The sequence below is a fragment of the Mycobacterium sp. genome (assembly GCF_036490025.1).
Classification (GTDB): Bacteria; Actinomycetota; Actinomycetes; order Mycobacteriales; family Mycobacteriaceae; genus Mycobacterium.
Map to the genome: position 1 here is coordinate 1 of NZ_DASXEP010000115.1, position 24,207 is coordinate 24,207.

Annotated in this window: 24 protein-coding genes and 1 pseudogene; 6 read left to right on the top strand and 19 right to left on the bottom strand. The window is 64.8% G+C overall.

Annotated elements, in window-relative coordinates; genetic code table 11:
* The 7 genes and pseudogenes from VGG53_RS12420 to VGG53_RS12450 all read right to left on the bottom strand — a co-directional run.
* Positions 1-377 (bottom strand): annotated as a pseudogene (locus VGG53_RS12420) (hypothetical protein); the annotation flags it as partial.
* A 16-nt stretch (positions 378-393) separates the two neighbouring features.
* Positions 394-1,179 (bottom strand): SDR family NAD(P)-dependent oxidoreductase, encoded by a 786-nt coding sequence (locus VGG53_RS12425; protein ID WP_331518359.1) that lies wholly within the window; start codon positions 1,177-1,179, stop codon positions 394-396.
* Positions 1,176-2,231: a phosphotransferase gene (locus tag VGG53_RS12430; protein WP_331518360.1), complete on the bottom strand. Its 1,056-nt coding sequence runs from the start codon at positions 2,229-2,231 to the stop codon at positions 1,176-1,178. Before VGG53_RS12430 ends, VGG53_RS12425 begins: the two co-directional genes overlap by 4 nt.
* A 46-nt stretch (positions 2,232-2,277) precedes the next feature.
* Positions 2,278-3,777, bottom strand: coding sequence for an aldehyde dehydrogenase family protein (locus tag VGG53_RS12435; protein WP_331518361.1), 1,500 nt, complete (start codon positions 3,775-3,777; stop codon positions 2,278-2,280).
* 94 nt (positions 3,778-3,871) lie between these two features.
* Positions 3,872-4,669 carry an SDR family oxidoreductase gene (locus tag VGG53_RS12440; protein ID WP_331518362.1) on the bottom strand — a complete coding sequence of 266 codons (798 nt, stop codon included), beginning with the start codon at positions 4,667-4,669 and terminating at the stop codon, positions 3,872-3,874.
* Positions 4,669-5,484, bottom strand: coding sequence for a carboxymuconolactone decarboxylase family protein (locus VGG53_RS12445; protein WP_331518363.1), 816 nt, complete (start codon positions 5,482-5,484; stop codon positions 4,669-4,671). Before VGG53_RS12445 ends, VGG53_RS12440 begins: the two co-directional genes overlap by 1 nt.
* Positions 5,485-5,524: 40 nt before the next feature.
* Entirely contained in the window at positions 5,525-6,289 is a 765-nt protein-coding gene (locus tag VGG53_RS12450) for an SDR family oxidoreductase (RefSeq protein WP_331518364.1), read from the bottom strand.
* A gap of 161 nt (positions 6,290-6,450) precedes the next feature.
* Here VGG53_RS12450 and VGG53_RS12455 point away from each other — a divergent pair, with 161 nt between their 5' ends.
* The gene (locus VGG53_RS12455; protein WP_331518365.1) at positions 6,451-7,062 is read left to right on the top strand and encodes a TetR family transcriptional regulator; all 612 of its coding nucleotides are present in this window, start codon (positions 6,451-6,453) and stop codon (positions 7,060-7,062) included.
* Positions 7,063-7,103: 41 nt separating this feature from the next.
* On the opposite strand, the gene VGG53_RS12460 is transcribed toward VGG53_RS12455, so the two are convergent.
* Together VGG53_RS12460 and VGG53_RS12465 are read right to left on the bottom strand one after the other, a co-directional pair.
* Positions 7,104-7,994, bottom strand: a complete 891-nt coding sequence (locus VGG53_RS12460; RefSeq protein ID WP_331518366.1) for a 3-keto-5-aminohexanoate cleavage protein — start codon at positions 7,992-7,994, stop codon at positions 7,104-7,106.
* A gap of 68 nt (positions 7,995-8,062) precedes the next feature.
* Positions 8,063-9,592: a CoA-acylating methylmalonate-semialdehyde dehydrogenase gene (locus VGG53_RS12465; protein ID WP_331518367.1), complete on the bottom strand. Its 1,530-nt coding sequence runs from the start codon at positions 9,590-9,592 to the stop codon at positions 8,063-8,065.
* Positions 9,593-10,089: 497 nt separating this feature from the next.
* Between VGG53_RS12465 and VGG53_RS12470 the strand changes: the two genes are divergently transcribed.
* Positions 10,090-11,532 carry an adenylate/guanylate cyclase domain-containing protein gene (locus tag VGG53_RS12470; RefSeq protein WP_331518368.1) on the top strand — a complete coding sequence of 481 codons (1,443 nt, stop codon included), beginning with the start codon at positions 10,090-10,092 and terminating at the stop codon, positions 11,530-11,532.
* A 2-nt stretch (positions 11,533-11,534) separates the two neighbouring features.
* On the opposite strand, the gene VGG53_RS12475 is transcribed toward VGG53_RS12470, so the two are convergent.
* The 4 genes from VGG53_RS12475 to VGG53_RS12495 all read right to left on the bottom strand — a co-directional run bounded on the left by VGG53_RS12475 (position 11,535) and on the right by VGG53_RS12495 (position 15,522).
* Complete coding sequence (locus tag VGG53_RS12475; protein WP_331518369.1) at positions 11,535-12,311, bottom strand: SDR family oxidoreductase; 777 nt, start codon at positions 12,309-12,311, stop codon at positions 11,535-11,537.
* 60 nt (positions 12,312-12,371) lie between these two features.
* Complete coding sequence (locus tag VGG53_RS12480; RefSeq protein ID WP_331518382.1) at positions 12,372-12,884, bottom strand: hypothetical protein; 513 nt, start codon at positions 12,882-12,884, stop codon at positions 12,372-12,374.
* Between the two features lie 117 nt (positions 12,885-13,001).
* Entirely contained in the window at positions 13,002-14,198 is a 1,197-nt protein-coding gene (locus tag VGG53_RS12490; RefSeq protein ID WP_331518370.1) for a cytochrome P450, read from the bottom strand.
* A 52-nt stretch (positions 14,199-14,250) separates the two neighbouring features.
* Positions 14,251-15,522 (bottom strand): cytochrome P450, encoded by a 1,272-nt coding sequence (locus VGG53_RS12495; RefSeq protein ID WP_331518371.1) that lies wholly within the window; start codon positions 15,520-15,522, stop codon positions 14,251-14,253.
* 193 nt (positions 15,523-15,715) lie between these two features.
* Between VGG53_RS12495 and VGG53_RS12500 the strand changes: the two genes are divergently transcribed.
* The gene (locus VGG53_RS12500; RefSeq protein ID WP_331518372.1) at positions 15,716-16,765 is read left to right on the top strand and encodes a hypothetical protein; all 1,050 of its coding nucleotides are present in this window, start codon (positions 15,716-15,718) and stop codon (positions 16,763-16,765) included.
* Positions 16,766-16,786: 21 nt separating this feature from the next.
* Complete coding sequence (locus tag VGG53_RS12505; RefSeq protein WP_331518373.1) at positions 16,787-17,854, top strand: hypothetical protein; 1,068 nt, start codon at positions 16,787-16,789, stop codon at positions 17,852-17,854.
* Between the two features lie 14 nt (positions 17,855-17,868).
* Here the strand turns inward: VGG53_RS12505 and VGG53_RS12510 are convergent, their stop codons facing one another.
* The 4 genes from VGG53_RS12510 to VGG53_RS12525 all read right to left on the bottom strand — a co-directional run bounded on the left by VGG53_RS12510 (position 17,869) and on the right by VGG53_RS12525 (position 20,876).
* Entirely contained in the window at positions 17,869-19,029 is a 1,161-nt protein-coding gene (locus VGG53_RS12510) for a thiolase family protein (RefSeq protein ID WP_331518374.1), read from the bottom strand.
* Positions 19,030-19,089: 60 nt separating this feature from the next.
* Entirely contained in the window at positions 19,090-19,392 is a 303-nt protein-coding gene (locus tag VGG53_RS12515; RefSeq protein WP_331518375.1) for a hypothetical protein, read from the bottom strand.
* 29 nt (positions 19,393-19,421) lie between these two features.
* Positions 19,422-20,549: an amidohydrolase family protein gene (locus VGG53_RS12520; protein WP_331518376.1), complete on the bottom strand. Its 1,128-nt coding sequence runs from the start codon at positions 20,547-20,549 to the stop codon at positions 19,422-19,424.
* 132 nt (positions 20,550-20,681) lie between these two features.
* Positions 20,682-20,876, bottom strand: a complete 195-nt coding sequence (locus tag VGG53_RS12525; RefSeq protein WP_331518377.1) for a ferredoxin — start codon at positions 20,874-20,876, stop codon at positions 20,682-20,684.
* A 167-nt stretch (positions 20,877-21,043) separates the two neighbouring features.
* Between VGG53_RS12525 and VGG53_RS12530 the strand changes: the two genes are divergently transcribed.
* Together VGG53_RS12530 and VGG53_RS12535 are read left to right on the top strand one after the other, a co-directional pair.
* Positions 21,044-21,859, top strand: a complete 816-nt coding sequence (locus tag VGG53_RS12530) for an SDR family oxidoreductase (RefSeq protein ID WP_331518378.1) — start codon at positions 21,044-21,046, stop codon at positions 21,857-21,859.
* Entirely contained in the window at positions 21,859-22,797 is a 939-nt protein-coding gene (locus tag VGG53_RS12535) for an alpha/beta hydrolase (protein WP_331518379.1), read from the top strand. Before VGG53_RS12530 ends, VGG53_RS12535 begins: the two co-directional genes overlap by 1 nt.
* On the opposite strand, the gene VGG53_RS12540 is transcribed toward VGG53_RS12535, so the two are convergent.
* Positions 22,794-23,924 carry an acyl-CoA dehydrogenase family protein gene (locus VGG53_RS12540; protein ID WP_331518380.1) on the bottom strand — a complete coding sequence of 377 codons (1,131 nt, stop codon included), beginning with the start codon at positions 23,922-23,924 and terminating at the stop codon, positions 22,794-22,796. The genes VGG53_RS12535 and VGG53_RS12540 overlap by 4 nt on opposite strands.
* A gap of 18 nt (positions 23,925-23,942) precedes the next feature.
* On the bottom strand, positions 23,943-24,207 hold a 265-nt coding region (locus VGG53_RS12545; RefSeq protein WP_331518381.1), incomplete at its 5' end, for an acyl-CoA dehydrogenase family protein.

Consider the following 24,207-nt stretch of genomic DNA (forward strand, 5'->3'; position numbering starts at 1 on the left):
TCCTCGACGGCAACGGTGGTGGCCCGGAAGAGCAGGTCGCACGTGATGCCGTGCTCATTGGGCTCGACGACATAGCGGATGGTCCGCATCGGGTCGACCACGTCGACGCGTACCGGCCCGATGGTGGTGGATCGGTCGGTCGGCATCGCTCCGGAGGCGAAGATCGAGCGCTCCACTCCATCGCGCACGATGCTGAATGCTGCGTCGATCACGCCACGCACCGGGTAGTGACCCATTGCCGCGCCGAAGTAGAACTCGCCGTCGCGTTGATGTCCGTTGAACCAGTACCGGTCGTAGTGGTTGATATCGCCGGTGCCGGGGTGGGCGATCGGATCGGCCGAGGGGTGGATCGGGAAGTCGTCGAATGGGCTGAGCAATGTTCCTCCAGGGTGGTCAGAGTTTGGCGACTGCGCCGCCGTCGACGTCGAGGACTGCGGCGGTGATGAAAGCTGCTTCGTCGGAAGCCAAGAACGCCACGGCAGCTGCGACGTCCTCAGCGCTTCCATGGCGCTTGAGTAACTGGATGTTTTGATAGTGGGACCAAAACAGGCCATCCTCGCCGAGGAAACTCTGCCACTTGTCGGTGAGGATGCGGCCCGGGCGCACCACGTTGACGCGCAGCCCGTGCTCGCCGCCGCGGCCCGCGAGATGCTTTGCGAGTCCCTCGATTCCGGCCTTGCTCGCCTGGTAGGCCGCAGAGGGCTGAAATCCGCCCATCCGTTCCATCTCGTGCGCGCCGACACCCATCCACGCCGAAAGCGACGAGATGACAACGATGTTGCCTTGTGTCGACACCAGATGCGGCCAGGCTGCCCGGCACGTGAGCATCGTGCCGTGCAGGTTGATGTCGATCAGCTCCCGCCATTGCTCAACGGGCTCATCGGGCCAGGGTCCGACGTTGGCACCGCCCGCGTTTGCGACGACCACATCAAGCCGGCCATAACGGTCCACGGCCGCATCGATCACTCGGGCTACCGACCCCTCGTCGGTGATATCCGCACCGACAAACGTCGCGCCGTCGGGCAATGGGGCTTCCGGTGCATGACGTGCACAGGTGATGACCGAAGCCCGTTCGCTGACCAGGCGTTCGACGATACCGCGCCCGATTCCGGTGGTCCCTCCGGTCACGACCGCGACCCGGCCCCGGTAACGCTCGATCCCGAGCCCGGACGCCGTCACAGCAGAGACATCGCGTCTAGATCGCGGATCGCCGTCGACGACCGCTCGGCCATGACGGGGAACATCCGGTCGCCCCGCGCGGTGGGCTGCGCGACGAACGCGCCCAACACGGTGATGAGCGGGCCTTGGAACAACCCGTAGCGGTAGTCCTCCCAGCACTGTTCGGCGCTGTAGCCGTCGACTCCGAGCGCCACGAGGCGACGATGGTAAGCCTCGACGATTGCATTCTCGCCGGCGCGACGGCATTCGGTTGACAGGCCAGTGGCGACAAGGAAGGCGACATCGCGCAGTGGCGACCCGACGGTGACGACCTGCCAATCGACGGCGACCACTGGGCGTGCGGCATCGGATTCGGCGAAGAGCAGATTGTCCAGGCGGTAGTCACTGTGCAGCATGGCGAACGGCTCGGGTCGCCCAGTTGCCCAGTCCACGAATCGATCAGCGAAGCCGCGCAGTGTCGCTGCGGTGTCCGGGGTGACTTCGTAGCGGTCCACAAACTGCGCGGTGGCATCCACCAGGAATACGGCAGCCATTTCCGGGTAAGCCGCGAGATCCGGTATGAGCCAGTCGAGTTCACGAACCGACGGGTCGTTCCATGTCGGCGCATGTAAACCGGCGACGTTGACTGCAGCCGCCCGAGCCTGATCGACAGAACAACCGGCGATCTGGTCGCCGGCCTCGGCCGGTGCAAGGTCCTCCAGCACGAGCGTGAATCCGTCGCCGGAGGCGTTCATCGCGGCGAAGTAGCACCGTGGGATGTCGAGGTGCACCCGATCAGCGACCGAGCGGTAAAACGTTGTCTCGCACCGATAGCCGAGCTGGCCGGCGGCGCGACTTGCCGCATCGGTGCCCGGCAGCTTCACGATCAGCCGGGCCGGTCCATCGCCGGCGCCGTACCCGATGAATAGCCGGTAACACGACCCCATCTGGCCGTTGCCAACCGGCTCGGCGATCACGCTGCGGACGGTGGCCAGGATGCCGTTCTGCGCAAGGACAGCTGTCATCCACTCCGGAGTCAGATCATCCACCGACTCCAGTGCCGTAGCTTCCATCAGCTATCCAGCTCCAATGTCTTGTTGTCGCAGGTGCAGATAGAGGTTAGATCCGGATGAACACATTTTTGGTTCGAAGGAATTCGAAGAGTCCTTCCCGGCCGCCTTCGCGGCCATACCCACTCTGGCTGTAGCCGCCGAACGGTGCCCCGGGGGGAAGCCCGGATGTCCCGTTGACCGAGATCGTTCCCGCCTGCAGTAGCGGTGCGATGCGGTGCACGCGTGCGACGTCGCGGGTCTGCACGAAAGCGCCCAGGCCGTAAGGGGTTGCGTTGGCGATCTCGACGGCTTGGTCCTCGGTGTCGAACGGCGTGATGGCCAGCACCGGGCCGAACACTTCCTCTTGCGCGACAGGACTTTCGGGATCGACGTCAACGAGCAGGGTCGGTTCGATGTAGTAGCCACCGGCAACGTCGGGGGCGAGCTTATCCGGCGGCGCGGCCTGTCCCCCGCTGATCAGCCGCGCGGCGCTGCCGGTGTGTGCGCGTTGTATTGCTGTGAGCACGCGCGCGTACGCCGCCTCGTTCACCACGGGGCCCAGGGTCGTTTCGGATGCGAACGGGTCGCCCAGGCGCAGACCCGATATCACTTCCGCGGTTGCCGTGATCACCTCGTCGTAGACAGACCGGTGCACCAACATGCGGGTTGCCAGGACGCAGCCCTGCCCGGCCATCGTGAAACAGGATTGCACCGATAGCGCTGCGGCCGCGTGGAGATCGGCGTCGGGGAAAACAAGGTTGGCCGACTTGCCGCCGAGTTCGAGGACGACGGGTTTTATCGTGTGCCTCGCGGCGTCGAGGATGTTTTTCGCGGTGGCGATTCCGCCGGTGAAGGAGATTTTTCCGACGTCGGGATGCCGGACCAAGGCTTCGCCGGCCTCGGCGCCGCCAGGCAACACCTGCAGCACTCCCGGTGGCACACCGGCTTCCAGGGCGATTTCGGCGAACCGGGCCACCGTATAGGGGGCCAGATCAGGCGTTTTCAAGACCACGCAGTTGCCCGCGGCCAGGGCCGGAGCGACCTTCATGCCCACCGAGACCATCGGTCCGTTCCAGGTCAAGATGATTCCGACGACACCGTAGGGTTCGGCGAGGGTGTAGTCGAAGCCGGCGTTGAACGCCGGGGTCAGTGGAATGGTGGCGCCCTCGATTTTGTCTGACCAGCCGGCGTAGTACCCGAACCAGGCGGCGCACATGTAGGACAGGCTCGTCGACGTCGTCAGCGGGTGGCCCAACTCGGCGGTCGTGCGTCTGCCTAACTCCGGTAGGTCGGCCTCCACCAACTCCTCGATGCGCTGCAAGATGCGCCGGCGTTTGTCCGCAGACAGTGCCCGCCACCCCGGGTATGCCCTTTTAGCTCCGGCAACAGCAGCCTCCACTTCCTTGGGGCCGCACGTTGCAATGGTGCCGTTGACCCTTCCGGTGGCGGGATCGGTGTGGTCGACCTCGCCGAGGGACGTCTGGTCAAGCCAGGCCCCGTCGATGAGGGGGCGGGCGACGCCGAGTTCGCGCTGTTTGGCCCGCGGGTCGTCGATGACTGTGCTCATGGCTGAACCTGCATCGGCGCGTCTCCTTTGATCCGTTGATGTGTTCGGCATTGGCCCCCGAGGCCGATGAATCCGACGGTCGGCTTGGCTGCGGTCATGGGCTGGCCAGCGTGGCGATCTGGGCGTTCAGAAAGGCATCGATGTCGTCGGCGCGCTTGCGCATGATGTCGGGAACTTCGTGGTGGGTGGGCAGGAAAAAGGTGTCGTTCTTGATGGCGTCGACGACGAGGCGTCCCACTTCGGCGGCCTCGATGAGCGCCAGGGTGGGCGCCCGCATCGGTTGCGGGGTGCCGAACACGGTGATCTGTTCGGCGATGCCCGTCCGCACGGGTCCGGGGCACAGGCATGTCACCCCCACCCCGCGGGGACGGGTATAGAGCGCCAGCGACTCAGACAGTGCCACGACGGCGCCTTTGCTGGCCGCATAGGGAAGACGGTCGTATCCGTAGGGCCACAACGCCGACGTCGATGCGGTGTTGACGATGTGACCGTGGCCCTGGGCCAGTAGTCCCGGCAGGAAGACCCGCAGGCTGCGTGCGATCGACAGCACATTGGTGTTGAAGCTCTGCTCCCAGGCCGACAGCGGCAGGTCCTCCGGCACGCCGACGGCGATAACACCGACGTTGTTCATGACGATGTCGATGGCGCCGTACTCGGCGAGGGCCGCGTCGTGCAGGCGCTGGATGTCCACATCGCGGGTCACGTCACAGCCCACCGGGTGGGCGCCTCCGCCCTGGGAGGCGATCTGCTCAGCGGTTCCCGCAGCGCGTTCGGGATCGATATCGGATACGACTGTCCGAGTCCCTTCTGCGGCCAGCGCCAACGCGCACGCGCGACCGATGCCGCTGCCGGCACCGGTGATGATCGCGACTGCGCCGGTCAGGTCACGCATTACCGCGCCGCCTGTTGGGTGCCACGTTGGATGCCTGCCCAGCTTTCACTGACCACCTCGTCGAGGAACTCTGCTTTGGCAAAGCCGGAATATACGGCGAAATGCAGTATCAGCTCGCGCATCTCGTCGATGGTGACGTCACCGCTTTTGAGCGCGGAATAAAAATGCGACCTGATCGGCCCGACGGTGTCGTCGAGACCGACACAGGCCAGCGTGATGAATCGGCGGTCGCGCGTCGTGAGTCCGGGGCGTTGCCACACCTCGCCGAACACGAAGTTCAAAATGCCCGCGGTGCGGTATGCCGTCGTGCGTCCCGGATAGGGGACGCAGTTGATCGCGGCGAAACACTGCTCGCCATTGCTGATTCGCGTCTCGGGATCCAGCCCGGCATTCCAGACCTGCCATGGTCGGCCGTCGGGGCGGGGCTCTCCGCGCTCGTCGGCGATTCGGGACTGTTGGCGCCACACCACTTCGTCGAGGAACGAGGCTTTGGGCCAGCCGCAGTAGACGGCGAAATGCAGAACGAACTCCTGCATTTGCTCGAAGGTCATGTCGCCACTGCGCAGCGCGGCGTACACGTGGGCTTCAATGGGCGCGACGGTATCGGCTGCGCCCACGCAGGCCAGGGTGATCCACCGCCGGTCCCGTCGGCTCAGGCCCGGGCGCGCCCACACTTCGGGGAAGACGAAGTCGAGCAGTCCGGCATCGCGATAGGGGCTGGCATCCGAGGCGCTGGGGACGGTCATGACGTCGCTGAAGACCGCCTCCCCTCGTCGGCGCCGTTCCGGGCTGTCAGTGGCTAATTCTGACGTCATGTGGTTGGCCTCTCGCTGACCGTTTCAGGTATGTCGATGACTAAAAGCGCATGACCCAGCCGCCGTCGACACTGATGGTTTGGCCAGTAATCCACCCGCCGGACGCCGACACCAAAAGCAGTAGGGTGCCGACCAGATCCTCGGGGGGACCCTCGACATGGGTTTTGAGCGCGATCGGTGTTTTGATCGATTCCCGGATCGGCCCGTCGGGGAGCGCCCGCATGCCGGCCTCGTCGGCGACCAGACCGGGCGCGATCGCGTTGACCGTGATGCCTTTGGCTCCCAGCTGAGACGCGAGGTTCATCGTCAGTCCCACCAAGGCGTACTTGCTGACGCCGTAGACGCCGGCGGGCTGGAAGGCGCCCGCCGAGACCATGTTCACGATCCGGCCGCCGCCGCGCGCCGCCATCGCCGGCGCCGCGGCCTGCGTGCACAACAGCGGTCCGGTCAGGTTCACCGCGATGACTCGCTCCCACCAGTCCAGCGGGAAGGTCTCCAGCGGGCCGAACGGGATTTCCGCCATCAGGGCGGCGCTGTTGATCAGGATGTCCAGCCCACCCCAGCGCTCCGTCGTATCGGCGACGACCGCCCTCGTCGAATCGGGTTTGGTCACATCCAGGCCGACGCCAATGGCCGCGCCGCCATCGGCCGCAATACTGTCGGCCACCTTGGCCGCGCGTTCGTGGTCGAGGTCTGCCAGCACTACCGAAGCGCCCTGCTCGGCGAGCGCGCGGCCGAAGACCGCGCCGATACCGCCCGCACCGCCAGTGATGATCGCCACTTTGCCCGTTAGGTCGGTGTGCACCCAGACAGACTCCGGCATCGCAGTGTCTAATGTCAACCAAGTGCCGTTTTTGGGTTTCTGAGCAGGTCCGGCAGGTCAACCGGCGGTTACCTGGGGCTCGGGGCCGGGCGATCGAGATTGCAGTCGACGCGAGGTGGTGTCACTCTAGTGACATGTTTCCCGTGAGTGTCTTAACTGGCGAGGAGACCAGGGCAACAAGCCGGCGCGACCGCAACAAGTTGCGCACCCGGTTTCGGTTGCAGCGTGCCGCGCTCGAACTGTTCGCGAACCAGGGTTATGACGCGACGACCATCGCCGAGATCACCGAAGCCGCCGACGTCTCTCTGCGGACGTTTTTTCGGTATTTCGACGCGAAGGACGAGGTGTTGTTCGCTTGCGATGACGGTGAGCCGCAGTTCTTTCAGTTGCTGCGCGACCAGCCGCTCGACGTCGATGACATCGCGGCCGTGCGGGGTGCGCTTGCGGCTCTGTTGCCGCAGTCCCGCGCCGAGGAGGAGCGCACGCTGCTCCTCAAACGCGCACTGGTCTCAACGCCGGCGCTGGAAGGCCGAAACTTGGCGATTCAGCGCGACTTTCAGAACAGGATCGCTCTGACGCTCGCCCAGCGGCGGGGCCTCAGCCAACCCGACGACGCGTCGCTGGTCGCTGCGGCGATCACCCAGGCGGTGATGCACTTGGCGTTTGATCGCTGGGCCGCCAACGGTGGACGCGACGACCTCCAGGCAGCGCTACACACGTTATTCGACCTGGTTGCGGCGATACCGTCGCGATAAGCAATGTGCCGGTCCGGTAACCGATTTCGAATCCTCAATGGTTAGCGCGGCACCGATGTCATGGTGCGTACCAGGCCGAGCAGCGCGGCGGCGTCGGTGCTGGTGGCCACCTCACGGCCGGCTGCGGTGACCGCCTCGACAGCCTCGGTCACCAGCTCGACATTGGTGGGTGTGCGCTCGCCGGCATAGAACTCCAGCCCCACGTGCAGGTGGCCACCGGCGTCGAGCGTCGCGCGGCACAGTTCGCTGCGTATAAGGTCGTCACCGACTGCCGACGCCGCCCAGGGCAGACCGGTGCCGTCGAGAAGCTCGACATACGCCGCGAGAGCCGTGGGGCTGGGCGGCAACCCGAATGCCGTCCCGCTGAGGCCACGCTCGGAGCTGAAGTACAGCTTGATGAACGAGCCGGGCGGAAGCTGACCGCCGCGGTGGTAAGCCAAAACCGTGCGCAGGAATCCGGGTTCGTAGATGGCTAAGCTCGGGCCCAGCTGGTGGGTACGGCACAGCTCCAGCTGATGGGCGACATCGTCGAAAGTGTTGGTGTACACGAACGAACCGACGGGAAGGCCGTTCACCGGGACTCCCATGTTGACCGATCCCGGATCGCTGACTCCCATCCGGAGAAGCCCCGACTGCGCCAGCGGCGCGATGTGGGCGTACCACTGATCAGGCGGCCCGAGGTTGATTGTCGGATACCACAACGCATCGGGCCGATCGGCCAGCACGCGTCGCCAGATACCGAGATACACCTCGGCCGCCTCGTCGCCGGACACGTTGAAGTTCGATATGTGCTGGTGGACGATCGCCGCCCCGGCCTCGAAGCAGGCCAGCGCGTCGGCAACGATCTCGTCTTCGGTCACCGGCACGTTCGGATTAACGGTTTTCGGGGTCGCGCCGTTGATGGCGGCCTCGATGATGACCGGTTCGCTCACTGCTTCTCCTGCGTGGGAGTGTGAAAGCTGCTCGGACGGTTGAAAGTGGTTCCCCGCCAAGGACTTGCCTATTTCATGGTCGGGATGCTGAACTCGGCGCCATCCTTGATGCCCGACGGCCACCGCTGGGTGACGGTCTTGACCTTGGTGTAGAACTGGATCGACGCGGGCCCGTGTTGATTGAGATCGCCGAAGCCGGACCGCTTCCAACCGCCAAAGCTGTGGTAGGCCACCGGAACCGGGATTGGCACGTTGACACCGACCATGCCGACTTGGACCCGGGAGGTGAAGTCGCGTGCGGTGTCGCCATCCCGGGTGAAGATCGCCACGCCGTTGCCGTACTCGTGCTCGGAGGGCAGTGCGAGCGCCTCCTCGAAGTCGTTGGCCCGGACGATGCACAGCACTGGACCGAACATTTCGTCGGTGTAGATCGACATGTCGGTGGTGACATGGTCGAACAGCGTGGGTCCGATGAAGTAGCCGCCCTGCAGGCTGACATCGTCGAAAGTCAGCTCGTCACTGGCGCGTTCACGACCATCGACGACGGCTTCGGCGCCCGCCTCGACGCCCTGAGCGATGTAGCCCTTTACCCGCGCCAGTGCCGCCGACGTGATCAGCGGCCCGTAATCGGCCTTCGGATCCAGGCTGTGGCCGACGCGCAGATTGTTGACCCGTTCGACGAGCCTGGCGCGCAACCGGTTTGCCGTTTCTTCGCCGACGGGCACGGCAACGCTGATGGCCATGCACCGCTCGCCGGCACTTCCGTAACCGGCGCCGATGAGCGCGTCGACGGCTTGGTCGAGGTCGGCGTCAGGCATCACGATCATGTGATTCTTGGCCCCGCCGAAGCATTGTGCGCGTTTACCGTTGGCGGCAGTAGTCGAGTAGATGTACTTGGCGATGTCGGAGCTGCCGACGAATCCGACCGCCTGAATGTCCGGGTGGTTCGCCAGGGCGTCGACGGCCTCCTTATCCCCGTGCACCACCTGGAAGACGCCCTTGGGCAATCCCGCTTCGACAAACAACTCGGCCAGCCTGACCGGAACAGACGGGTCCCTTTCGCTGGGCTTGAGGATGAATGCGTTGCCGCACGCGAGCGCAGGCCCCGCCTGCCACAGTGGGATCATCGCTGGGAAATTGAAGGGCGTAATGCCCGCGACGACGCCTAGTGGCTGGCGCAGTGAATAGACGTCGATGCCGGACCCCGCGCCTTCGGTGTGCTCGCCCTTGAGTAGGTGCGGGATACCGATGGCAAACTCGATGACCTCGACGCCGCGTTGAATGTCACCGCGCGAGTCGGCGACCGTCTTGCCGTGTTCGCGGGACAATAGCTCGGCGAGTTCGTCGGTTTCTTGGTTGACCAGGTCGACAAATCGCATCATCACCCGCGCCCGACGCTGCGGATTCCACGCCGCCCAACCCCTTTGGGCCTCGGCCGCCGAAGCCACCACCGCATCCACCTCGGCCCCGCCGGCCATCGGCACCCTCGCCTGCACCTCACCGGTGCTGGGGTCGAAAACGTCAGCGGTGCGCCCGGGTTGGCCGGCGGCGCGCTTCCCATCGATGAAGTGCGGGATCTGCCTCGTTGGCACAGTCATTTTTCCGTCCTGGGGTTTGGGTGTTTCCGGGGTCGACCTGGCAAGACGCTTCATCGGCGCGGGACCCGGCGGCACAGCGCAGCGTCTCCTCTGAGCAGTTATCGCGGTGACGTGACCGCGTTGCGGCGGCACGCATTGTCACGGGGCCGACAAGCGGCGTCACTGCAGAAGTAGAGTATCTGATGCTCAGCAGCGTAGTCACCATTTGCGTGTAGAGAAAGTAATGTTCTACCTATGGAAGCACATGGTGATCGCCGATCGCCGCGGGCCCATCCAAACGGTCCGGCGGCGAGACCGAGCGCGAATATTGGCCAGGCATCTTTTACTACGGCGCGGACTGCTACAGCCGTTTCGCCCGGGCTTTTTGAGGTTCCTATGCGGGCCGGAGTTGCTGTCATGCAGACCGCCCACCTGTCGACCCGGCCAATCCAGAACTAAGACGAATGACGAGCCGGCGCAAGGCAGCCATTCGGATTGGAGCCAGTTATGCGGCTGCGTTGACTTCCGCGCATATCGTGGCGGCCGGCGCAGTGTCGTTGGTGGTCGTGTCGCTCACCCGCAACACCGGTGGGGACCCTGGCGCCCTGTCCACCAGCAGGAACTTGATCGCCTTGTGCGGCCTGGCCGCACTCTCGGCGACCGTCGGCGGGCTGGCGGGTGTATTGAACGTCGTTCCGTCCTTCCGTTGGTTCGCCGAAGGCGCCGAACCATCGCCATCTCAACAGCGCGCGGCTATGCGCATAGCTGCCCGCCAAACCGTCGTCCAGTTCGGTATCTGGGTCGCTAGCGGGGCGGTATTTGTTCTGGTCAACCTTCGTGCGGGTGCCACCGTCGCATGGGTGATTGGTACCGCCATTCTTTTCGGCGGGGCCGCCACCGCCTGCATGGGCTACCTGATAACTCAACGCGTCCTCCGTCCCATCGTCGCGGTATCGATGAAGACCGCAGCACCGTCCGGGGAAATGCCGGGAGTGCTTGCACGCCTGATGATTACGTGGGGACTCTTCAGTGCATTGCCCACCGCCGGGGTTGCGCTGATCGTGCTATCGCGCTCCAACGGCTGGCTGGTGCCGAAGTCAGCCCAAATCGAAACACCGATTCTGGTGCTCGCTGCGGCGTCGCTCGCCTTGGGATCCCGGGCGATGATCTTGGTGGCCCGCTCGATCTCGGACCCGGTTCGCGAAGTCGTCGTCGCGATGACCGAGGTGGAGCACGGCCAGGGCGGGGCGCTCGTCGAGGTGTATGAGCCCTCCGAGATCGGGCGGCTCCAAGTCGGATTCAACCGGATGGTGGCAGGACTTGAGGAGCGTGAACGCCTACGGGACCTGTTCGGACGCCACGTTGGTGCCGACGTGGTCCGCCAGGCACTCGAACAGGATGGCTCCCTGTCGGGTGAAGTTCGAGACGTCGCCATCCTCTTCATCGACCTCGTTGGGTCGACAGCGATTGCCGCCTCCCGGCCACCAGAGGAAGTGGCGGAGATCCTCAACGACTTCTTCCGCATAGTGGTTGCTGCCGTGCATCATCGGCGCGGCCTGATCAACAAGTTCGAAGGTGACGCCGTCCTGGCGGTATTTGGGGCACCCATCGGTATCGACGAACCGACATCCGCGGCACTCGCGACGGCTCGCGTGCTTGGAACGGAACTGAGGAAGCTGCCGCTGGTGGACTTCGGCATCGGAGTGACCGCCGGTGTGGTGTTCGCGGGCAATATCGGCGCCGAGAACCGCTACGAATACACGGTGGTCGGAGACGCCGTCAACGAGGCCGCGCGCTTGGCCGATCATGCCAAAACGTGGGACTCCAGAACCTTGGCCTCCGGCAGCGCACTTGCCGGTGCCAACACCCTGGAACTGAAACACTGGGTGACGCGGGGTCTCGCCACGCTTCGGGGCCGATCGGCCAGCACCGAACTGGCTGAGCCGTTGCTGAACGACTGAGCCTATTTCGGGGGCATCCTGATCCCGCCGTCCACTCGGACGACCTCGGCATTCATGTAGGAATTGGTCACCAGCTCGACAACCATCGAGGCCAACTCTTCGGGGTCGCCCAGGCGGTGTGGGAACAGCACCGACTCGCCCAGCTTCGCCTTGAAGGCTTCTGAGCCCTCCCCCTCACCGTAGATCGGGGTGTCGATCAAGCCCGGCGCGATGGTGTTGACCCGGATCCCTACCGCGGAGAGGTCACGCGCAACCGGCAGCGTCATGCCCACGATGCCACCCTTGGACGACGAGTACGCAGCCTGTCCGATCTGCCCGTCGAAGGCGGCGACGCTGGCCATCGACACGATCGCGCCGCGCTCGCCGTGGGCCAGCGGCTCGGTGCGGCCCATTGCGGTCGCGGCCAACCGGATGCAGTCGAAGGTGCCGATCAGGTTGATGGCGATGACCTTCTTGTAGCCGTCGAGATTGTGCGCCGAATCGAACTGGCCGTCTTTGCCGATCGTGCGCTGTGCCCATCCGATGCCCGCGGAGTTGACCAGAACGCGCAGCGGGCCGAGTTCGGTCGCCGTATTCACGGCCGCCTCGATCTGCTGGGTATCTGTGACATCGACGCTGACGAACGTGCCACCGATACTTTCGGCAAGCTCTACCCCACGGTCTGCCTGCAGGTCGGCAACGACAACCTTCGCGCCCCTCGCCGCTAACAGCCGTGCAGATGCCGCGCCGATACCCGACGCCCCACCGGTGACTATTGCGCTGGCTCCGTTGATATCCACGGCGTCAGGTTAGCCAATGTGTCGTCACGGCCTTCAGCCGAGCCACTGCGATTCGCGCTCTCACAACTGTCCGCTCGCCGGGACGAGGTCCGCGACCGATGGACACGCAATCAACCTGCTACGGAACGTCTCTGTGCAGCCAACCGAAGCGTCCGGGGCCCCCGCCGCCGCGAGCGCCTGGGCCTTGAATACCCGCGCGGCTTCGCTCAGCCGATGCTGCACCGAATGGGTGCTGTCGTCGAGCCCTACGTGCCGTAGGTCCCCCCACAGCGTCACCTCAGTCAAGCCGTGATCGAGAGCCTTCAGCACGCGCTGACGCGCTCGCAAGTCGCTGCCGAAAAGATCCGTCGCGACCGCCAAGGCCTGCGGACGCCGACGATCGTCCAGCGATGCGAAGGCGTGATCGAGGCCCAGCGTCTGGGTTCCAAGGATCCGCAGCGGCCGGATATCGGCGTCGTCGGCGACGAAAACCGTAACGTCCCACCCGGCCATCACCCGGTCGAACAGCCAGCCGCCGGCGTAGGTCACCACCTCGACCACGCTCGGGGTGACGACGTCGAGCCGGTATCTGATGTCCAGCCCGTCGGCGCGAAGTTGCGTCAGTTGGGCTCCGCCTACTGCTTGATCACCTGAATCAGCGGTATCGAAGGATCGAGCAACCATTCTGTTTCCATTCCATTGATCGTGATCTCACCGCGGTGTAGCGCAGACGTGGAGCTGTGAGTGCCGACGGACCAACAAACTGTCCACCCACTGCGGCCCGCGATCCGGGTCGAGCGTGAAGTCGCGGGTCTGCTCGAGGATTGCGCCGAGCACCGCACGGGCTTCGATGCGCGCAAGAGCGGCACCGACGCAGAAGTGAATGCCGTGCCCGAAAGCAAGGTGGCGTTTAGGGGAATCGCGCGTCAGGTCGATTCGGTCAGGGTCGTCGAACTGCGCGCCATCTCGGTTTCCGGCCGCGAAGAGCAGCAAGACCGTTGAACCCGACGCGATGTCGACCCCTCCCAGCGTGGTGTCGTGCGGGACACTGCGCATCATCTGCCGAAACGGTGACTCGAGCCGCAGCGCCTCCTCCACGAAGACATCGAGGTCCTGCGGCTTTTCGCGCAGCCGCTGTTGTAATGCGGGATCTTCGGCGAGCATCCGGACCGCGTTGCCCAGCAGGCTGGTCGTGGACTCCCCGCCGGCGCTGAGCAGGGTGTGCAGGATGATCGTGGCCTCGCCCATGTGCAGGGCATCAGCATCCAGCGCCCGCCGAACGGCCAGCAGGATTCCCTCTTCTGCCCCTTCCCCGCTCCCGGCGATCTGGTCGGCGATCCAGGCTTCGATGGTCTCGGTCCGGGCGACGAGAGCGTTGAGCTCATCCATTGACATCGTGCCGCCAACCATTGTGGTGGAGTCGAATGCCGCTTCCAGGAGCTGCATCGCATCGATGTCGCGGAAGCCGATCAGCTTGGCCACCACCGTGATCGGCACCACGTTGCCGATCGTCGCCATGAAGTCGAACCTGCCGTCATCCAGGGCACGTTTGACTGCCGTCGCCGACAACACGCGAATGTCGTCTTCCAGAGTGCGCATGCGCCGTGCCACCAACTCCGGAAAGACCGCGCGTCGATGCGTGGTGTGCACCGGCGGGTCCGCGGTCGCCAGCGTCGGCATGGCCGCCTCACCGAAATCGAGGCGGGCGGGCAGCCCGTCCCGATCCCGGTAGAGCAGACAACGCATGGTCGAGGAGAAGTCCTCGGGCCGCGCCACAGCCTCCGACAACAGTGCGAAGGTACTGACCGCGACGACGTCCGTGCCGGGCACCAGCCAGACTGGCGCCTGTGCCCGCAGCGTCGCGTAGAAGTCGTAGGGGTTCTGCAGGACCGCGGGGTCCAGGAGCATCGAGGGCGTCAACATAGTCGTGCCTGCGTTCAACGGCAATTTCGCCGGGCCACTACGATACCCAGGCTAGTTCGACCCGTTGCCATCCGTTGAGCAGTGCCGTCGGATTACGTTGCAGCGGAGCATCAGTCAATTTCAAGCGGTCGAGGTGAGGCAGTAATCCGCCGATCGCGGCCCGCACTTCTTGGCCGGCCAGGTGAGCACCCAGACAGAAGTGGATGCCGTGACCGAACGCCAGGTTCTTGCCGGCCGGACGGGTGATCAGAAAACGGTCGGGGTCGTCGAAGCGCCGGGGGTCGCGATTAGCGGCCGCCATGTGCAACGCGACGATGGCCCCCTTCGGGATCGTCGTATCGGCAACCTCGGTGTCTTCGGTCGCCTCACGAAACGCGAACTGAATTGGGGTCGTCAAGCGATTGGCTTCGTCGACCGCGTTGGGCAACAACGACGGATCGTCGAGCAATAACTTGAGCTGGTCGGGGTTAGCCAGCAGTTCGACCACGGTGTTGCCGATGAGGTTCGTCGTCGTCTCGTTGCCGGCGACCATGATGGTGATCGCCACCATCAATGTTTCGACAGTGGTCAGTGATTCGTTGTCGATCGCCGCGACCATCGCACTGACTAGGTCATTTCTCGGCTCAACACGCCGTGCCTCGATCAACGGAACGAAGTAGGTACTGAACTCCTTGATCGTCTTCAACATCAACTCGTTGCGTTCGGCGGCACTGCTGAAATTGTTGCCGGCGGCGGCGGCGAAGGCATCGGACCAGCACTTGGCGCGCCCGTACTCGCTGCGGTCGATACCGAGGATGTGGCAGATCATCTCCACCGGCAGTGGAATGGCGAGTCGCTCGACAAGATCGAAGCCGGGCACGTCCTCGATGCCGCTGAGGCAGCGGTCGACGATCTCGGTGATCGCTGCGGCCATCTCCTTGATCCGCGGGGGCGTGAAACCTCTGCTTACGATCCTGCGCATCCGGGTGTGTTGTGGCGGGTCTGCCGCGGCGATGGTCTTGGCGGAGGCCATCTCCTCCATGTCGATGGGCATCCCCGCGACCAGGGCCATCAGTCGCTCGATGACTTCGGGTGTCATCTCGGCATCCGCGGGTGCCGAATCTCCCTCGTAGGGATTGGGGCGCGACGAGAACACCGCAGGATTGGACTGCGCGGCCTTCACGTCATCAAATCGCGATATCACCCAGATGTTCGAATCGCTCCGGTAGACGGGGAACCGCTCTCGCAGCTCCGCGTAAACCGCTGGCAACTGCTCCGTGGGACCGGGCTTGAACGGCTCGAACTCCAGCACACTTCCGTCGGCCGACAATGTCGCTCCTGTTCATTTGGCCAATGCCCGCGAGCCATCTCGCAGACCGGACGCTACCGCTCGGCTACAAGGGCATGTTCGTTATAGTAGGACGTCATTTGCGTACCGCGCAAGGATCGGTAGAGTACAACAGCACCTACAGTCATCCACCGCTGACCGCTCGGGCACTGACGTATCAACAGGAGATGAGACGGTGTTCACTGCTCATGTTGCCGAGGTGGCGATCGCCTCGCCTGGCGGGACGGATCGATTCCGCACCGCCATTACTCGTGCGCTGAACTGGTGGAACGGAGAGAGCGGCCAGCGATTCCAGTTCGTTCTCATGCCGTCGGTGGGGCCCAACCGCGCCGCTGACGCTGAGCGTCTCGATTCTTCGGAAGAGGCCACTGGGAACGTCGACCGCTACGACGTGTTCATAGCCGTCCTCGACCCGGTGCGGCCCGATGTCATTGAAGTGATGGACGACGTCGAGCGGGCAAAGCGGGCCGGCAAGGTGGTGCTCGCCTGGCTTATCGCCGAGTCACCTCCGCACAGCCTCGGTTCGGACGACCGGGTCTGGCTCGGCGACGTGACCCAGCGGCTGACAAAGGACGGGATCTGCCCCCGCTACATTGGCCCCGAAGATGCTCACTTCGAGAACCGCCTGCACAGTGCGATTACGGCCGACCTGAGCGACACCAATCTCAGCGCGCTGACCGAAGGCTTCGAAACAGCCTCGCCGGCACCGCAGTTGACGATCTACCGGACGCCGGTGACGTTGCTAGGCCCGCAGATCTGGGCCGTGACGGTGATGAATCACAGCACGTCTTTAGCCGTCGGCCTGCAAGTCGCGGTGGATGCGGTCGACTCCGAAGGCAACGACGTGCCCAACGGCGCCCGACGCTCCACGCAGGCGATCGCCGACGTCTTCGCCAAGCTCAGGACTGGTCGGTGGCCGGACGTGTATCACCCGCTGACCGACCCAGATGGAATGTTGCCCGGTGGGCAGCCGGCGTTCCTCATCAGCCGGATGGAAGTTCTCGCCGCCCACTCGGCACTGGACTTCCCGCGCTGGCTACGGCCAAACCAACACGCTTCCGCCCTGTATTCGTTGGAACCTAACGCTTCTCCCGCCGTGCGGATCACGTTTGAAGACGAGGCTGGCGAGGTGTGGTCCAGAGCGAACGACGCCGAGCCCGAGAGGGTTTCGCCAACATCACGAAGCTCCGGCGGGCTGCGCGGTAGCGCTAGCGCCGTCGAGTAGAGCGACGGAAAGGTTCGCATTGTGTCCTCGGATACCGTTAAGCCCACCAACATCCCGCCCTACCAGGTGGTCGATGATTGGGCAGATCTGTCCGCCGTCCCGGGTACCTCGTCTTGTTGGGTGCACAACGCTGTCGTCGCTACCGACGGTAGGGAGATCATCGGTTTCCACGCCGGGCAACTCGTCGCGTTCGACACCGAAGGCCGTCTGCTCCGCGTGGTCGACACAGAGCTCACCGAAGGTCACGGCATCACGCTCGTGCGTGAGGGTGATGAAGAGTTCCTCTGGGTCAGCGACCCCGGGTTCGTGTTCAGCTGCGGCGCCGACGACGGCGACCCCAACTGGGCCCCGATGTTCGGCAAGGGAGTCCACTGCCAGACCCGGGCGCCCCGAGTGGTGAAGATGGCCCTGGACGGACAGATCCGTTCCGAGTTGCCGGTCCCCCAGCAAGATCCGGCCATCCCGGCCGGTCCGATGGGACCGTACTGTCCGTGCGGCTGCGCGGTAGACGAGGAGCGGTTCGGTGGATCGGGCGACATCTGGGTGGCGGACGGCTATGGCTCAGGTATCGTGCACCGCTTCGACAAGCAGGGAAACCATCGGTCGACAGTGACCGGTGACGAGATCGGTCAACGGCTCGCATGCCCGCACGCAATTTTCATTGATCGCCGCAAAACGGCCCCCGAGCTCTACATCGCCGACCGGGTCAACACCCGCGTGCTCGTCTACGATCTCGATGGCAGCTATCTGCGGACCTTCGGCGAGCCCTTCCTCAACAGCCCCAGCGACTTTGCGCGGTGGGGCGACCTGCTGGTCGTCGCGGAGCTCTACGGCCGACTGGCGGTACTCGATCTCGACGACAATCTTCTCGGATACATTGGCGACGACGCCGTTGCGGCCCAGGGGTGGCCGACCCGGCCGGGATGGCCCAATATGCTTGCCGGCGACGGGCGTACGGTGATCCCTGACCTACCCCGGCACCATCGCTTCAATTCCCCGCACGCTGTCACAACGGACGCTGACGGAAATCTCTATGTGTCTGAATGGTTGTTAGGTGGGCGGTACACCAAGCTCGTCGTCCAGCGCTGAGCGTTGCGCTCGAGTTAGATCCGTTCGACGACCAACGCTGACCCCATGCCTCCCCCGGCGCACATCGCCACCATGCCGACGCGCGAATCACGGCGTGCCAGTTCATGAACCACCGACACCACCATCCGGGCGCCAGTCGCCGCGATGGGATGGCCAAGACTGATACCGCTGCCGTTCACATTCACGATCGAGTCGTCCAGGCCGAGGTCGCGCGTGCACGCCACGGCCATCGTGGCGAACGCTTCGTTGATCTCGAAAAGGTCCACGTCGTGCACCGTAAGACCACTGCGCTTGAGCGCCAGCGGAATTGCGGTCACCGGTGCCATTCCGGTGTGCTCGACCTCCACACCGACAGACGCCCAACCCCGGATCCGAGCCAGCGGTGTCAGGCCGTGACTGGATGCGAAGTCAGAGCTGCCGATGACCAGCGCGGCGGCGCCGTCGTTGATGCCTGCCGAGTTTCCGGCGGTGACAACGGCATCGGGTATTTCGGGATGCAGAAGCTTCAGCCCGGCGAGCGCTTCGGGGGTGGTGTCCCGCGGATGCTCGTCGGTGCCAAACATGATTTGGCCTTGGTTGATCGGCACGGTGACGATCTCGTCCTCGAAGTACCCCTTCGCAATCGCGTTGAGTGCTCGCTGCTGCGAGCGAGCCGACCAGGCGTCGGCTTGTTCACGGGTGACGTGGTGTAGCCGGGCGGTGTTCTCACCGACCGTGACAGACATGTCGAAGGCGGGAATGCCGGGAGCATCCGGATGGCTCGGCGGCGACCACCGGGTTGGTTCCTGCGCACCGGGAGCGACCTTGCTCAGCCGCGGCATGGTGCTCGCGCTTTCCGTGCCGCCGGCGACGACCGCGTCTGCCATGCCGGCCATGATGGTGGCGGCCGCCAACTGCACGGCAGTGGCGCCGGACGCGCAGTGCCGGTTGATCGCCACCCCGGGCACGTTGGTCATTTCGAGGCGTACTGCGATGTTGCGGCCGATCACCCCGCCGCCCTGCAGGGACTCCGCGAGAAACAGGTCATCGAGGTCGGCGACGGGGATCTGTGACCGTTCGACTGCCGCCCCGACGGCGATCTCCGCGAGTTGGTAAGCATCGATTGACGTCAGAGATCCCTTGCGGGCCCGGCCGATTGGCGTTCTGGCGGCGGAGAGAATGAAGGCGTCAGGCATTGTTTTCGCTTCCGTTGAGAGTTTGGTGTGCCACGTCGGCGAGATTCACGACAGCGTCGATCAATCCGAGGCCGGTAGCGCATGGGGTGCCTTGATGGTGAGCTGCCGTCCGTCCGCGCTGAGCACACCCGGACCTGCCTTGGTGCACAACAGTTCTAGACCGGTGTTCGTGTCGACGTAACGCTTACCGAGCACGGTGTCGTTCTCGGTAGTTGATGCACCCGCGACCGTCGCCGCCAGGTTCGTCGTCATCGGTTGACCACCGCACGACAGCTCGACCGGAGCGGCGGGAGCTCGTATGACGATAATCTCCGTATCACCTACCGTGCTGCGCAGCCGGTTTCCCGGTTTCAGGTCGGTCATCGATCACCTTTCGAGCCGCGCGCGGATGCTCAGGCCCAGAAGTTATACAGGGCGCGGGCGTTGAGCTCGACGATCTTGCGGGCTTCGTCGTCGGGTACGCCGACCAAGTGGTCGGCGAGCAGCTTGCGGGTGTGCGGCCAGTTGGAATCCGAATGCGGGTAGTCGCTTTCGAACATGATGTTGTCCACGCCGATGCGGTGGCGCTGCTCGAGCCCGGACTGGTCGGAGATGAAGCAACCGTAGATGTGCTCGCGGAATAGCTCCGAGGGCAACTTGTCGGCGTTGATGTTGCACCAGTACTTGTGCCGACCCCAGGAGTAATCGATGCGCTCCAGCAGATACGGCATCCAGCCGATGCCGCCCTCGGACAACGCGACCTTGAGCTTCGGGAACTTGTAGAACACCTCGGACATCAACAGGTCGACGGTGGCCATCATCGAGTTCAGCCCGAACAAGGCGATACCGATGAACAGGTCGCCGTCGGGGGCCAGCCCCTGCGGCATGCCGCCGGACCCGAAGTGCATGGACAGCGGTAGTCCGGCTTCCTCGCACACCCGCAGCAGCGGATCCCAGTGGTCGGTGTGAAACGAGGGCAGTCCGAGCTTGTGCGGGGCCTCGATGAAGGAGATCGACTTCGCTCCCTTGGCCGCGGTGCGCTCGACTTCGGCGACCGAGGCCTCGATGTCCCAGAACGGGATCATCATCAGCGGGATCTGCCGTTCGGGTGCATAGGCGCACCATTCGTCGAGGATGAAGTCGTTGTAGGCGCTGATGCACAGCTTGGCGAAGTCCTTGTCCTTGGCCTTGTGAAATGTACTGCCGGCGAATCCGCCGAAGTTGGGGAAACACAGCTGTGCCCACACGCCCTCGATGTCCATGTCCTTGATGCGGTCGGCGATGTCATGACAGCCGGCCAGCATGTCGTCGTAGCTGCGCGGATCCATGCCGAAGTCGCGGGGATGCTTGCCCGCAACGGCGTTGAGGGCAAAGTTGCCTGATTGGCTGCCCTCGTAGAGCCAGGTGTCGTTGCCGTCGGGCAGCTTGACGATGCGCGGAGCCACCTCTGCGTACTTGGCGGGCACCCGGTCCAGCCACACTCGGCGGTGCTCGATGACGTGGTCGTCGACCGAGATGATCTTGGCGTCGTCGGGCAGCATGCGGATTCCCTCCTGGAAAGACCGTTACACGAGACCTCACAGCAGGCGTGAGATCACTTCCCCCAGAGTAGAACGATAAGTTCGAATACTGCAATCTTCATGTGCAGTGCCCGGCTGCGACGAGTGCTGGAATCAGTGCGCGACTATCCGTAAGGCCTGCTTCGGGCAGGCGATCACCGCTTCGGCGACGGCCGACTCCATCTCCGGGGGCGGTTCCGGGAGCAGGATATCGACGACTTCATCATCGACGAGGTCGAACACCTCGGGTGCGGCTGCCACGCACAAAGCGTTGGCTTCACAAAGGTCGGGATCGACTTTCACCATCATGAATCGAGTAGACCATCACATTCTTTTGGTGACAACATAGGTCTCTCTCGTCGCATGCCTTAAGTTGCTTCTATGGCACACTGCCGTCTGTTGAAGGATCCGCTGGGCGGCTGAGCAGGTAGTGATCCACCGATGAGAGGACCCGGCTTACTGTGGACAACGTTCTGGTGATCACCGGCGGTGCAGGCGGGATGGGTGTGGCCTGCGCCCGCGCCCTGGCCGGCCGCGGCCGTCTGCTGCTCGTGGACGTGCGCGAGGATCTCCTGGATCAGGCACGCAAGGCCCTGAGTGGCCACGGGGCCGAGGTCGAAACGCTGTGCTGCGACGTGGCCTCGCCGGCGGATGTCGCGGCGGTCGCCGATCGGGTACGCGAGCTTGGGCGTCTGCGCTGCCTCGTGCACACCGCGGGTGTCTCACCGGAAATGACCGATGCGGCGACAGTGCTCGACGTGGATCTGGCCGGATCGGTGCGCATCACCGATGCCTTGTTCCCGTTGGTCAACCCGGGCAGTTCCGCGATCCTGATCGGGTCGATCGCCGGCTACAGCGAAGTCCCCGCCGCCGTCGAACCGTTGCTGGACGATCCGCTGGCCGACGGGTTCCTCGCTGCCGTCGAACAGGCCCTGGGCAAGGCGCTCGACAGCGCCACGGCCTATGTGCTGGCCAAACGCGGTGTGACCCGGCTGGCCGAACGCCTGGCCACGCCGTGGGGCAAGAAGGGCGGACGTACCGTCGCGATCTCGCCCGGCCTGATCGATACGCCGATGGGCCGGCTGGAACTGGATCGTCAGGAGATCATCCCGATGATGATCGAGGTGACCCCGGTCAAGCGCCCGGACCGACCGCTGCCGGGGCGCCCGGAGGACATCGCCGCCGTGGTGGCCTTCCTGGAGTCCGATGCCGCGGCGTTCATCTCCGGCTGTGACATTCGGGTCGATGGTGGACTCGTGGGGGCGGGCAAGCACCTGATGGGCGTCGGTTGATGACAAAGACCGGTTCCGCTTGGATAGACCCGGAGATCGGTGAAAGTCTGCGCGGATTCCCCGATTTCGACTTCTCGCTCGACAACCTTGCGGCCATGCGCAGCGGATCGATGTTCGAGCCGCAGTCCGCGCCTGACGTCGAGCGCGTCGAGCTGACCACCGAAGGAACTGGGATCGCGCTGTCCGTGCTGCGCCCCGTCGCATCAACCGACGATGCGCCCGTCCTGTTGTGGATGCACGGCGGCGGGATGGTGATCGGCAACCGGCACATGGATGACGCGCGCCTGATCGAGTGGTGCCGCGCATTGGGTTGTGCCTGCATCAGTGTCGAATACCGGCTGGCGCCCGAAGCTCCCTACCCCGCGCCGCTGGACGACTGCGAGGCCGGTCTGCGGTTCGTCGTCGAGCACGCCGATGATCTGCGCATCGACCCACAGCTGATCGGGATCGGCGGACGCAGCGCCGGTGGGGCTCTCGCCGCGGCCCTGGCCCTGCGGTGGCGCGACGGCGCGAACGTCCCGTCGGCGTTCTTGTACCTGGAGTATCCGATGCTCGATGACCGCGGCCTCACCCCGTCGAGTCAACTCGAGGGCCTGCCGATATGGTCCCGCGAATCCAACACATTCGGCTGGCGCAGTTATCTCGGCGACCGGTACGGCACCGACGACGTGCCGGCCGATGCCGCCCCGGCGCGGGCGACCGAATTCAATGGCCTGCCACCGACATTCGTCAGTGTCGGCACGGCGGACTGCCTGCGCGACGAGTCGATCGATCTCGCCGCCCGGCTGTGCCGGGCGGGAGTGCCCACCGAACTGCACGTCTACGCCGGCGCGGTACACGGTTTCGACATGTTCGGCGCCACCGCGGTCGCCCGCACCGCGGCGCGCGACAGTGCGGACTGGCTGGCCCGCCAGTTCGGCCGGCCCGCGGCCGTCTAGGTGGTAGCCGATTCCAGCGCCGCCGCGAGTCGCTCGTGGTGCAGATAGGGATCGCCGAACAGGACCTGGTTCGCCTTGGCCCGGCGGTGATAGAGATGCAGGTCGTGTTCCCAGGTGAAGCCGATACCCCCGTGCACCTGAAGAGCTTCGCTGGTCAGAGCGGCGATCGCTGATGACGTGTAAGCCTTGGCGACACTGGCGGCTTCTTCGGCATCGTCCGCATCGGCGGCCACCGCCATCGCGGCGTAGTAGGTCGCGGCCTTCGAGGCTTGCAGCCACATCCGCATCGTCGCGCACTTATGTTTGACGGCCTGGAAGCTGCCGATAGCACGCCCGAACTGGACCCGCAGCTTTGCGTACTGGACGGTCATCTCAAGCACGGCCTCGCCGACGCCGATGTTGTCGGCGCTGACAAGCACAGCGGCGCAACGGTTCTGGTGTGCGACCGCCGCTTCCGCAGCTTCGCCGGCGTGCAGCAACCCCGATTGCGCCACCACCACGTCGTCCAGGGCAACCTCGTCGAGGCGCCGGGTGATGTCGAGGGTGCGCTGTCTTCGCACGCTCAGTCCCACGGCCGGCCGGTCGACAAGGAACTGCGCCAGGCGACCTCCCAGGCGCGCGGTGACCACAATCCAGCGAGCGCTATCTGCGTCCTGTACGGCGGTCTTGATGCCCTGCAGCCAATAGCCGTCGGCGTGCTCGACGGCCGCCGTGCATACCGCCTCGGCTTCCCACGGCTGGCGGGCCTCCGCGAACGCCCATCCGGCGACGGCCTGGCCGCCGGCCAGCAGCGGCAGTATCTCCGAGCACAGGTCGCCACGTCCCGATTGTGATATCGCCACTGCCGCAAGGGCGTTGCTGATGAGCGGGCCGGGCTGCACCGTCCTGCCGTGTTCTTCGGCGATCAGGGCGACGTCCACCAGATCGCGCCCCAAACCGTCGTACTCCTCGGAAACGAGCAAGCCCGCCCACCCGAGTTCCGCGCCTCGTTGCCACACCCGCTCGTCATAGCCTCGCTCATCGGAATCGCCGAGTTCGCGCACGCGACTGATCGGCGATTCGCGTGCCAGCAACTTACGGCTGGTTTCGACCAGCATGCGTTGTTCAGCACTAACGGTGAAATCCACGACCCACCTCCGAAGACGTCACGAACCGCGCGGTTCCCTGGGCAATCCGAGCGAGCGCTCGGCGATCATGTTGCGCAAGACTTCGTTGGCGCCACCGGCGATGGTCAGCGCCCGCGAGTACAGGAATGCGTCCTGCCACCAGCCGCCGGCGATCGCCTCGGGGTCGTCTTCGGTGAGCAGCGCATCGGTGCCCTGGAGTCCGAGCCCGAACTCGGTGAGCGCGAGGTTGCTCTCGCTGTAGAGGACCTTGGCCAGCGGAGCGTCGCCGGGATCGGCCTCGCCG